General features: G+C 66.2%; 17 protein-coding genes. 14 read left to right on the top strand and 3 right to left on the bottom strand.

Annotated elements, in window-relative coordinates; translation table 11 throughout:
* Positions 1–871: 871 nt before the first annotated feature.
* From ABFX36_RS07055 to ABFX36_RS07025, 7 genes are all read left to right on the top strand, one after another.
* Positions 872–1,042, top strand: a complete 171-nt coding sequence (locus ABFX36_RS07055; RefSeq protein ID WP_346075625.1) for a hypothetical protein — start codon at positions 872–874, stop codon at positions 1,040–1,042.
* Positions 1,043–1,181: 139 nt separating this feature from the next.
* Positions 1,182–3,311, top strand: a complete 2,130-nt coding sequence (locus ABFX36_RS07050) for a DNA primase family protein (RefSeq protein ID WP_346075623.1) — start codon at positions 1,182–1,184, stop codon at positions 3,309–3,311.
* On the top strand, positions 3,308–3,544 hold the full coding sequence (nrdH, locus tag ABFX36_RS07045) for a glutaredoxin-like protein NrdH (protein WP_346075621.1): 237 nt from the start codon (positions 3,308–3,310) through the stop codon (positions 3,542–3,544). Before ABFX36_RS07050 ends, nrdH begins: the two co-directional genes overlap by 4 nt.
* On the top strand, positions 3,541–4,581 hold the full coding sequence (locus ABFX36_RS07040) for a hypothetical protein (protein WP_346075619.1): 1,041 nt from the start codon (positions 3,541–3,543) through the stop codon (positions 4,579–4,581). The genes nrdH and ABFX36_RS07040 overlap by 4 nt, the downstream gene beginning before the upstream one ends.
* A 1,092-nt stretch (positions 4,582–5,673) precedes the next feature.
* A complete protein-coding gene (locus ABFX36_RS07035) occupies positions 5,674–7,407 on the top strand; it encodes a hypothetical protein (protein ID WP_346075618.1) in 1,734 nt (577 codons plus the stop codon).
* 9 nt (positions 7,408–7,416) lie between these two features.
* Positions 7,417–7,662, top strand: a complete 246-nt coding sequence (locus ABFX36_RS07030) for a hypothetical protein (RefSeq protein WP_346075616.1) — start codon at positions 7,417–7,419, stop codon at positions 7,660–7,662.
* Positions 7,663–7,671: 9 nt separating this feature from the next.
* Entirely contained in the window at positions 7,672–8,133 is a 462-nt protein-coding gene (locus ABFX36_RS07025) for a hypothetical protein (RefSeq protein WP_346075614.1), read from the top strand.
* Between the two features lie 60 nt (positions 8,134–8,193).
* On the opposite strand, the gene ABFX36_RS07020 is transcribed toward ABFX36_RS07025, so the two are convergent.
* Both ABFX36_RS07020 and ABFX36_RS07015 read right to left on the bottom strand, forming a co-directional pair.
* Positions 8,194–9,552, bottom strand: a complete 1,359-nt coding sequence (locus ABFX36_RS07020) for a type IV secretory system conjugative DNA transfer family protein (RefSeq protein ID WP_346075612.1) — start codon at positions 9,550–9,552, stop codon at positions 8,194–8,196.
* On the bottom strand, positions 9,549–9,794 hold the full coding sequence (locus tag ABFX36_RS07015) for a hypothetical protein (protein WP_346075610.1): 246 nt from the start codon (positions 9,792–9,794) through the stop codon (positions 9,549–9,551). Before ABFX36_RS07015 ends, ABFX36_RS07020 begins: the two co-directional genes overlap by 4 nt.
* A gap of 139 nt (positions 9,795–9,933) precedes the next feature.
* On the opposite strand from ABFX36_RS07015, the gene ABFX36_RS07010 reads away from it, so the two are divergent.
* The 7 genes from ABFX36_RS07010 (at position 9,934) to ABFX36_RS06980 (ending at position 13,314) form a co-directional block, all read left to right on the top strand.
* Positions 9,934–10,131, top strand: a complete 198-nt coding sequence (locus ABFX36_RS07010) for a hypothetical protein (protein WP_346075608.1) — start codon at positions 9,934–9,936, stop codon at positions 10,129–10,131.
* Entirely contained in the window at positions 10,128–10,895 is a 768-nt protein-coding gene (locus ABFX36_RS07005; RefSeq protein ID WP_346075607.1) for a hypothetical protein, read from the top strand. The genes ABFX36_RS07010 and ABFX36_RS07005 overlap by 4 nt, the downstream gene beginning before the upstream one ends.
* Positions 10,892–11,080, top strand: coding sequence for a hypothetical protein (locus ABFX36_RS07000; protein ID WP_346075605.1), 189 nt, complete (start codon positions 10,892–10,894; stop codon positions 11,078–11,080). Before ABFX36_RS07005 ends, ABFX36_RS07000 begins: the two co-directional genes overlap by 4 nt.
* Positions 11,077–11,361 carry a hypothetical protein gene (locus ABFX36_RS06995; protein ID WP_346075603.1) on the top strand — a complete coding sequence of 95 codons (285 nt, stop codon included), beginning with the start codon at positions 11,077–11,079 and terminating at the stop codon, positions 11,359–11,361. Before ABFX36_RS07000 ends, ABFX36_RS06995 begins: the two co-directional genes overlap by 4 nt.
* A 1-nt stretch (position 11,362) precedes the next feature.
* Entirely contained in the window at positions 11,363–12,025 is a 663-nt protein-coding gene (locus tag ABFX36_RS06990) for a hypothetical protein (RefSeq protein WP_346075601.1), read from the top strand.
* Entirely contained in the window at positions 12,018–12,872 is an 855-nt protein-coding gene (locus ABFX36_RS06985) for a hypothetical protein (RefSeq protein ID WP_346075600.1), read from the top strand. Before ABFX36_RS06990 ends, ABFX36_RS06985 begins: the two co-directional genes overlap by 8 nt.
* A 61-nt stretch (positions 12,873–12,933) precedes the next feature.
* Positions 12,934–13,314: a hypothetical protein gene (locus tag ABFX36_RS06980; protein WP_346075598.1), complete on the top strand. Its 381-nt coding sequence runs from the start codon at positions 12,934–12,936 to the stop codon at positions 13,312–13,314.
* A 71-nt stretch (positions 13,315–13,385) separates the two neighbouring features.
* Here ABFX36_RS06980 and ABFX36_RS06975 read toward each other — a convergent pair whose 3' ends face one another.
* Entirely contained in the window at positions 13,386–13,577 is a 192-nt protein-coding gene (locus tag ABFX36_RS06975) for a hypothetical protein (protein ID WP_346075596.1), read from the bottom strand.
* Between the last annotated feature and the right edge of the window lie 9 nt (positions 13,578–13,586).

Below are 13,586 nucleotides of genomic sequence, written 5' to 3'. Positions count from 1 at the left end.
TCGACAGTTCCAGACGGGTCCAGATGGTCACCGTCACCCCTGCTCCACGTCGACAGTTCCAGACGGGTCCAGATGGTCACCGTCACCCCTGCTCCACGTCGACAGTTCCAGACGGGTCCAGATGGTCACCGTCACCCCTGCTCCACGTCGACAGTTCCAGACGGGTCCAGATGGTCAACCACAGCACAACTTTTTGCCCGACAGCACAACTTTTAAGGGCGATTTCAAGAGTTGTGCTAAGAGTTGTGCTGCATCGCGGTCAGCAAAAGTGCTGGTCAGGGCGTTTCCACCCCTCTGGAAGTACCTTGGTAGCACAACATCACAACATTTTTTCACTTTGGGTATAGGGGCGTTTCCGAACGCCTCTTCTCCCTGTAGCGCTGTAGTCAGAAAATGTTGTGATGTTGTGCTGCGCCGGTTGACGACCTGGGATTTCACGACCCTAAAACGCCCTGACCAGCGCGTTTCCGTAGCACAACACTCAGCACAACATTTTCAACACTGTCGAGATGTTGTGCTGACGAGCGAAAAGTTGTGCTGACGGATCGATGCCCCGACTCGAGCCGACGAGACGATGGTGACGGTACGACGAGTTCGGATGGATGCGGGGCACCTGACCCGACCGTCGAGGCATCGGCCAGTACACCACCGGCCGTATCGGGGCGTCGATCCGGCATCAATCGAAACTTCTTTTGTCGGAAGATGCGACACAACTGCCTTTTCGATTACCTCAGTGGCGCTGCGACAACCAGTGAAAACGAGTTATATCGCGGGATGAAAATGGCCTCTGACCAGCAACGATGCGATTGCGCGGGGTAGATAGTGTCTGTAGCGTTTTGTTGCACAGACACCACAGCAGAAAGGAAATGCGATGATCACCGAGTTGCTCAGCCCGGCCGAGTTTGGCCGCCGGCGCGGATGGTCAAAGTACCAGGTGTACCGATACCTCGCGTCGGGCATGATTCCCGACGCGCAGCAGATTGCGTCCGGGTACGCCTGGCGGATCCCCGCGGACGCCGAGGTGGTGGTTCCGGCTTCGTAGGTGACCCCCACCGCAGCGCACCGCGGCGACACATCCCCATTGAAAAGCGGAAAGCGCCGACCGAAGGGCGGTCGACGCTTCCGAGTGGAGTCACCACTCCACCGAGTTGTCTGTAACGAGACAAGATAAGGCTATCACCATGTCGAATGAACCGACATCCACTGCAACTGACGACTTCGACGACGCCTTGCTCGTCGACGACCTGTCCGGTATGACCGTGGCCGCCGACAAGGACGCCCCTGCCGACTACCCGTCCGCCGCTCGCCGTGAGCAGGACGAACTCGTCGCCTCGATGAGTGACCTCGTCGACCCTGACGATCCGAGCAAGGACGCCGGCGGCGTGCCGTTCGCGACATCGGTCGACGATCTGGCCGCGGCAGCAGCAGATGACATCCTGCAGCCCGACAAGATCGACGGTCTCAAGAAGCTCCCGCCGGCCGTCGTGCGCAAGAACCTGCTCAACCTCATCAACGCCGGTATCCGTCAGGAGAACGAGCGCGTCAAGCGCGGCCTGCGAGCGGGAACCAAGCGCGCCGAGATCGGTCGCCTGGGCCACTACGAACTCGCCCGCCTGGTCAGCGCGCTGCACTCGATCATCCTCATCGCGCCGTCGACGCAGAAGGTGGATAAAGGCGACATGCTGCTCGCGTGCTACGACGACGATCCCACCAGCGCCAGCCACGGGCTGTACCTGGCCGATCCTGGACACCTCGAAGCCGTCGTGCGCCGCTACCAGCCGGGGCTGGACACCAAGTCGTTCGTCGAAGTGGTTGCCGCTCTGCGGTCGATGGTTCCGGTCCGCCAGCGCGGCACCGACCCCGACCTGATCGCCACGCGCAACGGCATCGTGGATTTCCGCACCAAGAAGTCCATGCCGTTCTCGCCCGAGTACGTCTTTCTGGCCAAGCTCGGTGTCGACTGGAACCCCGACGCGGTCAGTCCGGTCATTCCCAACCCGAAGCACTGCCTGCACGACGACCGCATCAGCTGCACCTCGCTGTGCACCTGCACCGGCGATCACGACGACCCGGCTGACTGCACCAGCTCCTGCCAGACCTGGGACGTCGAGTCCTGGATGGCCGATCTCATCGACGACCCCGAGGTCACCACGCTGCTCTGGGAGATCGTCAGCGCTGTCATCCGCCCGTACATCAGCTGGAACAAGGCGGTCTTCTTCTATTCGCAGCAGGGCAACAACGGCAAGGGCACGCTGCTGGCCATGATTCGCAACCTGCTCGGCCGCGGGAACTACGCCTCGCTGCCGCTGGCCGACTTCGGCCACGAGTTCAAGCTCGAAGATCTGGTTGGCACGTCGGCGATTCTGACCGATGAGAACGATGTCGGCACGTACATCGACAAAGCCGCGAACTTCAAGGCGATCGTGACCAACGACGTCATCATGATCAACCGCAAGAATCGCCGTGCTATCAAGCACCAGCACTACGGCGTGATGATTCAGTGTTTCAACGACAAGCCGACGGTCAAGGACAAGTCCGAATCGCTGCTGCGTCGGCTCATGTTCATCCACTTCGACAAGTCGTTCACCGGACGTGAACGCAAGTACATCAAGGACGACTACCTGCACCGCCGCGACGTGCTCGAATACGTTCTGCTGCGCGCGCTGTCGATGGGTCATTACGAGCTCTCCGAGCCGATGGCGGTGAAGATGGCTTTGGACGAGTTCAAGGAATACAACGACCCGGTCCTGGCCTTCTGGCGCGAGATCCGCACCCAGATCACCTGGCGGCTGGCGCCGACCCAGTTCCTGTTCGACATGTACAAGTCCTGGATGGTTCGAAACATGCCCAATTCGAAGGCGCTCGGACGGTACAAGTTCTACGACCAGCTCTACGATCTGGTACGCGACGGCAAGGATTCCATCTGGGTGTGGGATCGCGAGACCCAGCCCTATTCGAATGGCCGCTTGACCGGCATCGAGCCGCTGATCGCCGAGTTCGACCTGGACGACTGGGCCGACGTCTCGAAGCGGGGAACCCGGGACTTCGCACGTCTGCCTGCCAGCAAACTCAAGGACCGCTACCGCGGACTCCTGCGTCGTGAAGACGTCGCGCTCGACGCCGCACGCGCACAGTTGGAGACCTCGACTGTCGGCGACTCCGCTGACAGCACCGACGACATGTGGGCCGAGGAGCGTGCTCCGATCGGTCAGCGACCCGCTGCCGAAGGCACCCCGCATCGCGGTCTCACTGCAGCCCAACTCGATGAGCTCGGCATGACACCGTCGACGACCGAGGGGGTGTCGGCATGATCACCGTCTACACCAAGCCCGCCTGCGGGGCTTGCCACATGACCCAGCGCCGGCTCGATGCCGCCGGCCTCGACTACGACGTCGTCGACATCAGCCAGGACGACGAGGCCCGCGACTACGTCATGGCGCTGGGCTACCTGCAGGCGCCGGTCGTCGTCGCCGGCGACCAGCACTGGTCGGGTTTCCGGCCCGAACGGATCAAGGAACTCAGCATGAAAGGAGCGGTCGCATGAGGGCCGACAATGAATCACCGAAGCCCGAAGTCCATCGCTGGGGTTTCTACGCCGTCGTCATGGCCGTCTGTCTGGTGTTGTCGATGGCCGGCAACGGCCTGCACGTCTGGTCTCAATGGCACGCCGACGTCGCCGCGGGCGTCGATCGCGGCACCGCGTCGCCGTGGGTGCCGACGATCGCGGTCATGGTCTTTCCCGCGATGGTGATGGTGATGACCGAGATGGTCGTCATCTCACACCGGCGTAACGCCGGTCGGGTGCGTACCGTCGTGACCGCATTGGCCGCGGTGGTCGGACTGGTCACCCTCGCGGTCTCCTACGTCGGCCTCGTGTACGTCTGCACGACGATCATCGGCATCCCCAGCGTCCTGGGCTACCTGGCGCCGATCGTCGTCGACGCGCCGATCATCGCGGCGACCGTCGGCCTGTGGGACGTGCTGGGCAACATTCGGGCCGACGCCGCTGAACACGTTGTGCACACGCCGCCTGCACATGTCGCACCGGAGCCCGTGCACACCGTGCACGATGACGTGTCCGAGTCTGTGCAACCTGTCGATCTGACCGACGGCCTCGACCGTGCACATCCCACTGCGCACGTGCAGACTGACGACGTTGCACGCCCCGTGCACATCCCTGATCTGGGTGAACACGGTACCGCGGGTGTGCACGACGACTCCGTGCACGCACTCGATGCCGGCCGCACCGAGTGTGTAGACGAGTCCGTGCACATCGATGATCGTGATGTGCACGACGACCTTGCACAGCCTGCGCGACCAGTGTTCACGGTGATCGCTGATGATGTGCACGGCGGCCTTGCACGTGATGTCGAGGACGGTGTGCGTGCACTCGCCGAGCGCGTGCACGCCGAGTTGAGCCCGTCGGTCGATGTCGACATCCTGGCCGAACTGATCCGGGCTCGTCGTGATGAGGAGACTCCGTACCGCGAACTGGGGCTGAAGGCAGACGTCTCGCCGAACACGGTCCGCAAGTGGATCAAGGCTGCCGAGGACATCCAAGCCGAGGCGGAGACCGCCTGACCCGCGGACGCCTCGAAGACCCCCGCCTGCCACCGGCCGGCGGGGGTTGTTGCGTTATCGCCGTGCTTTGTCTGGCGTCAATCTCTGCGCCGGTCGAGTGACCCCGGCGCGGCCCCCGCTCCCGGCGCCAACTCCGCACCCACGCTGGCGACGGCGCTCGGCGAGTGCAGGCGGGCGGGCGGCGCGCAGCGCCGCCCGACCGCCTGCCTGGGCGCCACGCCCGGTGACGCGCAGAGCGCCGTGCGAGGACGCCGCGGGGCGAGAGCGCGCGATCATCCCCGGGTCTGATTCCCGCCGTCACGTGCGTCTGAGCCCTCGCCGTCGACCGCGTGGCCACCGGACGACCGTGCCGTCTGGCTACCCCGTGTCGGCGAGACCACGGGCTCGACGCACTTCGGGGCCCAGAACTCGCCGAGCACCCCTCAAACCGGTCCGTAGACCCCCTGCTACGCCTGCGTCACCGAACACGGCATCGTAGCGGCGGGTGGTAGCAGGGTCCTATCGCCCGCCACCTGCGAAAACGGCACTATCGTCGGGGACCCTGCTACCCGGTAGCAGGGTACCCCTGCTACGTCGTGTTCTCGCAGGTCAACCCGCGTAGCAGGGCGTGCGCTACGGCCGGTCCGGCGGAGACTGCGCGAAGTCGCTCACAAGTATAAGAGAGATTGACGCAGTTGCCGATCGCCCGCCCTTGCCCGACCGCCGGATGGCCGCGAGCGAGCGAGCGGTCGACGGTGGTCGGGATCGATGGCCGCCTGCCCGGTGCGAGCGAGCACCGAGGCCGGCTGCCGGTCACTCCTGGCGCATCACCGCAGGTGAGCGCCTGCCGCGCGTAGCGCGGATCGAGGGCCGCAGGCCCGACCCCCAGCCCCCTGCAGGGGCGACGGTGGAACCCCGAGCGTAGCGAGCAGGGAGCGCAGCGACCGGGGTTCCTACGGAGCCTAGGAAGCCTGCTTCGGTGGCTAGATACGGGGACGGGGTATGGGTATGATCGGTGGGGACGGGGCCCCGACGATCATGGCCATACGCCCAGCGGGCTTCCGCGCCGACGGTGCGGGTGGGGGCGAGCGCAGCGAGCGAGGGGCCCCACCCGTGACGGCGGCGATGCACGCCGACGAGCTGGCGAGGAGGTGGGCGGCAATGGCGCCGGAGGCGACATCGGCGACGCAGCGTTCAGCTGCGTCGATGAACTACCGGGAGCAGTGTTCGGTCAGCCCCGAGGCGGACCGGCGCTCACGCGCCGGCATCACTCGCGAGGCGCAGCGTGCCGTCGCGGGTCCGGCGGTGGTCAACTGGTACGCCAGTCAGAACCCGGCGATCAACGTTGACAAGACCCATATGAATATCGATCGGGTTAATGACGGGCACGGTGGATTCCGGCCGACGCGGTCGATCGGCGAGGTAGTGGCGTACGGCGACGAGCGGGTGCAGCGCGTCAAGCCCGGCCTCAAGGACGGTAATCGGTTCGCGGTGACGACGGTCGGGCAGTTGCCGTGGGCGTACTGCGAGCCGGACGGCACCTCGTACCACGTCGTCGACAAGCAGGGGCAGAAGAAGTACTGGCCGGGCGGCGAGCCGGTGATGCAGCCGCGGTATCGGGTCAAGAAGGGTATGGAGGCCGAGGTCGAGCGCTACTGGACCGAGTGGTTGCGGTATCAGGCGGAGCTGCTCCCCGACGGCCAGCGCGGCATGCACGGCTACAGCATCAACCTCGACGAAACCAGGCCCCACATTCAGCTGCTCTCCGACCCGTTCGAGCCGGCACCGAGCAAGAAGGATCCGGCCGCAATGAAGAACGGGTTCTCTCGCGCTTTCGGCAGTCACCCGAAGGACGACTTGGTGCCGATGCTTACCGAGGCGGGCGAGCCGGTTGTCGATAGCGAAGGCAAGCCGCGACTGGTGCGAGAAGGGCCCAGCCGGAAGATGGAGCGCTACCAGCGCCAGTTGCGCGAGCGGATGGTCGAGCGCGGCTTCGAGGTCGATCTGGAGCGCGACGAGGCGCGGCACAATCGTCATCTCCAGCTCCCCGACTACAAGGAACTCGCCCACGAGAAGACCGCGGTTCAAGCGCAGGCTGCCGACCTCGGCGCCGCGCTCGCCGGCATCGAGGGTCAGCAGGCACTCGTGCAGGATCTGGCCGCTACAGCCCAGGGTGAGGTCGCCGCAGCCGACCAAGAGGCCGCGATGATCGTGGCCAAGGCCGAGGAGACCCACGCCCGCGCCGCGGAGGAGGGCTACCGTTCCGGTCAGCATCGGGTTGACGAGGCGGTCGCCGAAGTCACCAAGGAACGGGACACCGCAGCTGCGGCACGCGCCGAGGCCGAACGTCACCGCAATACGGCAGCGGCGGATCGCGGCGCAGCGACCCGGCTGCGCGAAGAAGCCGAGGCCGAGGCCGAACGGCTGCGCGAGGAAGCCGAAGCCGACCGTGACGCTGCCGCCGCTGATCGTGAGCAGGCCGCGGAGGCCCTCCAGGGCGTCGTCGAGACGCACGCCCGGATCGAGGAGCTCAAAAAGCGTTACGAAACGACGATCACTGAATTCATGGACAGGGACGTCAACGCTCAAAGCAGCTATCTCATTCTTGCCATGCGCCAGGACAAGACGACCTTCGGCGAGCAGTCGGCGCTTGAGCATTACAAAGCCGAGGGTAACGCGATGATCAATCGTCAACGCGGCTTGGGTCGAAAGGTCGATGCGCGCGAGACCGAGGGGCAGCGCCGTGAGCGTTCCGAGCGCACGCAAGCCAAGGTGCAGGCAAAGACCCAGGAGGTGAACCAAAAACACAAGACCAGCGACACAGATCAGGGTTGCGAACAGGAGTAGGTGAAGCACATGGTCGAAGTAGATGAGCATCGCGAGTTGGCGCGCCAGATCGCGGTCCTTCGCCGTGAGGCGGACGAGATGGAGGCAGTTGCTGCCGAGATCTATGCGACGGCACCGCGGCTGTACGGCGGCGGTTCGTTCGAGATGGTGGCTGCGGTCGACGAGGCCGACGGTTATCGCCGAGAGGCCGCGCAGTGGAGAGCCCAGGCGGCTCAAGCAGAAAAGCACCTTATCGAGATGCGCGAGGGCGCATAGGAGGAAGTCATGACTCAAGACGAGCAGAGGATCGAGCAGCAACGCACGCGAGACGCAGAGAAGCTCAGGCGTGTGAGCAGCCGGACAGCGGACCCGAAAGAGATCGTCGGGAATCGGGTGCGCCGTGAGACGCACGGTGACACCAAGGGGCTCGACGGCGACCGCGTCAAGACGATGCGCGAGATGCTGTCGAGGCCCGGCGTGGACGACGCGGCGATCCGGAAACGTTTCGGCGAGTCGGCCCTGTCGAGCCCGGAGCTGAAGCAGGCCAAGCGCCAGATCGCAGCCGCGCGGAATCGCGCGGCTCGCGGGGATCGTGCCGCGCTCACCGGACAGCAGTCCGGCCGTGCACAGAAGGCGAGGGCTGCGGTCACTCGGGCCCAGGGGCAGATCAACGGAGCGAACAGGCGGCAGGCGGCTCAGAAGACGCAGGACAAGGCACAGTCGACGTCGGCTGTCCAGACCATGTGACGAGACAGAACAGAGCCCCCGCGACCGAGGTGGTCGCGGGGGCTCGTCCATTGGTGGGCGTCAGCTCCCGACGGTCGTCGCAGAGATGTCGACCAGATCCACGACGCGCTCGGGCATGCCGCCGACGATCAGCAACGCCGTGCCCTTCTTGCGTGGCAGCAATTCACTGCCCTCGAACGAGGCGACGCGGTCGCGACTCAGCGAGGTCTTGCCGTCGGCTCCGGTGCTGCCGGTGACGCGCTCCTCGGGCAGCATGCTCCACGCGGCCTGCTCCAAGATCTCTCTTTCGGGAGCTCCGGGGAGGATCAGGATGCCCGGGAAGATGTCGCGCAGGATCTTCAGCCCTTCCTGTCCCCACCGCGGGGCGAATTGGCTGCTCGACTGACAGGCCGCCACGATGCGCACGCCGTAGGACCTGAGGTCTGCCAGCCATGCGCCCAGGCGCGGTAGCGGCGAGATCGACGGGCACTCGTCGATGACCATCAACAGCGTCGGCCGGGTCCCCTCGCCCCGTCGCCAGTGGTTGACGATCGACGTCATCGTCGACGAGGCGGCCGAGGCCGCCGAGCCGGTCCAGGGCGATGTCAGGTACAGCGTCGCGGCGGCGTGGTCCGTGAGCAGGTCGGGAGTGAACGGTGCCAACTCACCGCGGCCGGCGACCTTGCGGCTGGCCCATGCCTTGAGAGCGACGCGCATGTTGATGCCGATCGAATCGCGCTGTCGCGGGTCGAGGTCCTTGGCCGCGAGCAGCTCATCGCCCCAGATGCTGTCGATGGTCGCGCAGCGGGCGATGGCCGCGTCCCACGAGGGTGTCTGCAGATCAACCGGGGCGTCCTCGTCCGCCTTCTCGTCGGTCACACCGCTGTTGAGCGCCGCACGCCTCGCCCAGCGGATACCGCCGCCCCACACGTCATCCCCGGTTTCGGGGTCGACGTACCATCCGCTCGCCTGCAGGATCGCCGCCAGGGGCCCTTCTGCCAGGCCCATCCAGAAGGCGTCACCGCCACCCTTCCCGTCCCCGGAGCCGAGGGTGCCGACTTCTTGCAGCAGTCCGGCGAGCTCGACGGCGCTGTCATCATCGGTGATCAGCGCGACCGGATCAGAGGCGACGCGAGTCAGGCCCAGCTCGGCGGCCTTGGCATCGGACACTTCACCGGCGAGATCCATCAGGTAGCACGGGCCGAGCTTGGTGCGCCTGCGCGCCGTCATCTCGGCGAGGTCGCCTTTCGACGAGACCGCGACGACGGGTCGCCGCCCCCACGAGGCAGCCTGGATGGCCAACACCGATCGCGTCTTGGAAGACCCGGTCCGGCCGCTGACCAGCAGGTGCGGAGCGTCGTGCACGTACGGTGCCCCGTCGACCAGACCGGTGTACGGGACGTCCATCTGGGCGGGCCGGACGTCCTTACGCGCGCTCACTTGCTCCCCCATCGCTGCGCCACGGCCTCGCGGGCCCCGTCCGAGAGCCGCTGCGCCGCCGCGGACTTCTCATCGGCGATCGACTGCTGCACGTCCGGGTGGTCAAGATGCGACATCCCGAACAGCAGCAGGGCTCGGGAAAAGAGGCCGTTCGTTGCGTCAGCAGTAAGCGCCGCAGCCCGCAAGGCCCCCAATTCGTCGCCGGTCAGAGGCACATTCTGGTGCCGATCTAACTTCGTCATTATTGACGCACTCTCCTTTCGTCGCCCCCATCTATGCAGGTCAGGAGGCCATTCCTGTTGACCAGCATACCCCGTGGGGGTATCGTATGGAACATCGATCGATACCCGGTCGGGGTATCGCATAGCGAGAGGAGTGACGATGGCCAAGCAGACCGAACGCGGCCGTCGGGTGAGTCCGCGCACGATGGCCAAGATCGCCGGCGTGGCGGCGATCTTCGTGGTCGGCATGGCCGCCGGTGGCGCGTGCAGCACCGGCGGCCTCGACCGTGACAGCGTCGAGTCCTGCCTGCCGATCACGACAGCAGCCCAGCTCGACCAGTGCGGCGGTGCGTCATGACGCACCGCTGGGAGCGCGAGCGCGCGGCGCACCTGCTGGCCGGGTCGCGCGCCGGCACCGATCGTCGGCGCCGGGCCGAGCAGTTGGCGCGCACTGCGCGTCGTGGTGCACGGTCCGGTGCCGGCGTCGGGCAGAGTGCGCTCGTCGATGAGGTGACACCGTCGCGATGGCGTCGGATGACCACCGCTGAGGACGGCAGCCGTCCGCTCGGCAAGAAGGTCCGCGTCGGCTTCGGGTATGCCGTCGTCGGCGCGGTGGCCGGGGCGGGTATCGCAGCCGGGCGGGGCATGTACGCGGGCCTGGCTCGAATCTCACCGCGCGTCGGCCGCCTGTGGGCGTGGCCCTGGGGCGCGGTGGCCGGGGCGCTGGGCGTGACGCTGTGGGCCCTGGATGTGCCGTTCGGGCTCGGCCTGCGGTTCGACCGCCGGTTCCCGTTGTCGCTGTTCCAGTGGGGTCCGTGGTGGGCATGGGCGCTGTGGCAGACAGCGATTGCCTTGGTAGTGACCGGCTACTTGGTCTGGGCCTGGGGCTGGGCCGGTGTACCGAAGGGTGCGGTGGCGCCGAAGGAGAGGAACAAGGACGGCAGTTTCAGGGCGACGCCGGACAGCAAGAAGGTTCGCCTCGACCTCGACGACGAGGACGACGCGCCGGTCGCGCCGGAGCCGTCGGGCCCGCCTCGTCGGGAGATCCCTCTGGTGCAGCTCGACGACGAGGACGACCGCATCACCATGTACGACGGCCTCGACGATGAGGACCAGCCGTGACCGGCCCGGCGCTCGGCGCGGCCATCGCCGTCGCTCTGCTGGCCAGTATCGCGGTCATCGCGCTCGGCATTACCCAGGGCGGTCCGTGGCGCATCGCCGGCGGCGTCGTGACCGGCGTCCTCATCGCCGCGATCGCCATCCCGGCGGTCGTGAACAACGACAAAAAGAAAGAGAAGACCCAATGACGTATGGACCGATAACCGCGGATCACATCGAGATGGCGTTCTCGGCCGATCTCGTGGCCCGGATCGAGGCATGGAGCAACGCGGCGCGAGATCCCGAGTCGTGGGCCGCCCTGCGCCGCGAGGCGGACGAGCGCTCCACGGGCCGTCCGTCGGGGCAGCACGTCGTCAGCGGCGTCCAGCTGGCCGATGCGTTAGAAGCGCTCGCCCGGATCGTTCGAGACCAAGTTGACGAGCTAATCGAGCCGTCACTGCAGGTCCGCGACAACACAAAGGAGAGCTGACATGTCGAATCCGCAAGTGCACGTCAATGTCCAGACCGGCACCGGCGAGATCCTCAGGATCATCTCGACGTTGCTACTCTTCGGCGGCGCGGGCGCCGTGGCGTGGACCGTGGCACAGGGTCCGAACGCCGAGATGGCCGCATCGGGTCTGTCCATGATGATCGTGATGATGATCCGCCTGTCGTACGCCCGCGGTCGGATCGCGATCCCCAAGGGCGGCGGTGCCGACGATTTCGCAGCCACCAAGAACGTCATCGGTCAGATCACCGCCGAGTACAAGACGTGGATGGCCAAGGCCAGCATGCCGGTCATGGCGCTGATCGCGGCCGCGTACGCGGTGGGATTCCTCATCCTGCGTGCGGGCGTTGCGGCCGCGCTCGGCGTGTTCTCGAACTTGTACATCGCCGCTGGTAGCGCGGCCATGATCGGCGCGCTGGTGGTGTTCCCGTCGTTGGTACCCAACATGATTCGCGGGCTGCGGGACAGGGGCGTCGTCACCGACGCTCCGGCTGTCACGGCGCAGCCGGTGGTCCAGGCTCCGGTCGCACCGGCACAGATCGCGCCGCCGGTCGCTGAGACGCCCGCGCCGGTCCCGACCGCCTCGCAGCCGGTCAAGAAGGTCGTTGTGAAGAAGGTCGTCAAGAAGGAGTCCGACAATGCCTGACGAGTACGAAGAGATCGAGATCTACGAACAGCCGGACGGGAGCTTCACCGACGCGGACGGAAACCCCGTCGATGAGGACGGCGAGCCGATCACCATCGAGTCGGCCGCTACACCGCCGGCGGTTGGTGACACCCCTGCAGTGCCGAAGGTCGGCAAGGCGCCGAAGCTCCTGATCGCCGGTGCGGCCGCTGCCGTACTGTTGGTCGGCGGCGGCATCGCTTACGGCTTGAGCGCTGTCGGCGACCAGAACACGGTGAGCGACGTGAAAGACGCCGCGGCGTCCAAGAGCTCACAGGCGCGCGCCGCCGTGAGCAGCAAGAAGGAAGAGGTCACCGCAGTCGACGCTTGCTCGGACCTGGCGGGCGCGATGTGGACCAGGTCGACTGAGCCGCTGATGCAACTCAAGGTGACCGACAGCGTCACGCTCCCGTCGGGGTTCGCCGGACGGCTCGAGAAGGCCGATGAAGTGGTCATCCTTCAGACGGCGAAGACCACATGGGGCCTCTACATCGCCGAGCCGGCACCGGCGAAGGACGCCGCCGCGGGCGACCCGTGGTGGAAGGCGACTGTCGACACAGCCAAGGGGTTGCACGTGACCGAGGGGCCGGGCGATGGCACCGACGAGAACGTCGCCGGTGCCTGCAAGCAGGGTGTCGCGGGCCCCTACCGCGTCGTCGGCAAGGGGATCCCGGAGAACGCTCGCGGGCTCAAGGATGACCAGGTCGAAGTCGCGGCGGTGCAGGCGGACGGTGGCAGCGAGACCGGTGTGCTCGCGGTCATCGGGGACCGCGTAGTGAAGGCCGACCTCGAAGCGGCTCCGGCAGACGAGAAGGGAGCCGAGAAGTGACGTAGGCGCAGCTCGACTCCAACTGTACGACAAGACAATCCACGACCAGAAAGGGTCAATCATGAAGAACACCAAGATCGCCACCATCGTCGCCGGCCTCGGCGCCACAGCCGCGCTCGCCGGACTCGGCGCAGGCACGGCCACCGCGGACACCGCAGCGGGAGTCGCCGACGGCTGCTACGAGGTCATCTCGTCGATCGCCGCTCCGCCGGCCATGCCCGGCATGGGCACGCGGATCGGCACGGTGATGGTCAAGGACGGCACGATCAACGTCCTCGGCCAGCGCGGCAAGATCTTCTCGACGCCGACCGGCGGTGTCGCGCGGATCGCGGGTGTGAAGGTGACGTTGACGGCCAAGCAGATCGGTGCGGACGGAGACACGATGACCGTCTACCGCGTCGACGGCGTGCCCGGCTCGTTGATGCTGACGCCGACGTGCTGACGTAGCGATAAAGCAGAAACCCCTGGTGCCGGTTGCGCACCAGGGGGTTTCTGTCTGTCAGGATAACGCGCTTAGGCGTCGGGCACATCTGGCAGGTTGCCGAACCAGCCGGCCGCCAGACGGACGCGCGTAAATCGATGCTCGGGGTCCGCGTCCTCGCGATGGATGCGATGAACGCGCCCGTCGGGGTCGGTCACGAGCACTCGGTCGTTGTCTTCCGGGTCCGGCGCGACGGTGTACGAGCGGGCTGGGATGTCAGGCATTGACGCCTC

The organism is Gordonia cholesterolivorans (assembly GCF_039531975.1).
Taxonomy (GTDB): domain Bacteria; phylum Actinomycetota; class Actinomycetes; order Mycobacteriales; family Mycobacteriaceae; genus Gordonia; species Gordonia sihwensis.
This window is presented reverse-complemented; position numbering and strand designations above follow the sequence as displayed.

Bases quoted from the DNA above. Each gene is read 5' to 3' on its own strand.
- ABFX36_RS07055 (WP_346075625.1), top strand. From the start codon at position 872: ATGATCACCGAGTTGCTCAGCCCGGCCGAGTTTGGCCGCCGGCGCGGA.
- ABFX36_RS07050 (WP_346075623.1), top strand. From the start codon at position 1,182: ATGTCGAATGAACCGACATCCACTGCAACTGACGACTTCGACGACGCC.
- nrdH (WP_346075621.1), top strand. From the start codon at position 3,308: ATGATCACCGTCTACACCAAGCCCGCCTGCGGGGCTTGCCACATGACC.
- ABFX36_RS07040 (WP_346075619.1), top strand. From the start codon at position 3,541: ATGAGGGCCGACAATGAATCACCGAAGCCCGAAGTCCATCGCTGGGGT.
- ABFX36_RS07030 (WP_346075616.1), top strand. From the start codon at position 7,417: ATGGTCGAAGTAGATGAGCATCGCGAGTTGGCGCGCCAGATCGCGGTC.
- ABFX36_RS07025 (WP_346075614.1), top strand. From the start codon at position 7,672: ATGACTCAAGACGAGCAGAGGATCGAGCAGCAACGCACGCGAGACGCA.
- ABFX36_RS07015 (WP_346075610.1), bottom strand. From the start codon at position 9,794: ATGACGAAGTTAGATCGGCACCAGAATGTGCCTCTGACCGGCGACGAA.
- ABFX36_RS07010 (WP_346075608.1), top strand. From the start codon at position 9,934: ATGGCCAAGCAGACCGAACGCGGCCGTCGGGTGAGTCCGCGCACGATG.
- ABFX36_RS07005 (WP_346075607.1), top strand. From the start codon at position 10,128: ATGACGCACCGCTGGGAGCGCGAGCGCGCGGCGCACCTGCTGGCCGGG.
- ABFX36_RS06995 (WP_346075603.1), top strand. From the start codon at position 11,077: ATGACGTATGGACCGATAACCGCGGATCACATCGAGATGGCGTTCTCG.
- ABFX36_RS06990 (WP_346075601.1), top strand. From the start codon at position 11,363: ATGTCGAATCCGCAAGTGCACGTCAATGTCCAGACCGGCACCGGCGAG.
- ABFX36_RS06985 (WP_346075600.1), top strand. From the start codon at position 12,018: ATGCCTGACGAGTACGAAGAGATCGAGATCTACGAACAGCCGGACGGG.
- ABFX36_RS06980 (WP_346075598.1), top strand. From the start codon at position 12,934: ATGAAGAACACCAAGATCGCCACCATCGTCGCCGGCCTCGGCGCCACA.
- ABFX36_RS06975 (WP_346075596.1), bottom strand. From the start codon at position 13,577: ATGCCTGACATCCCAGCCCGCTCGTACACCGTCGCGCCGGACCCGGAA.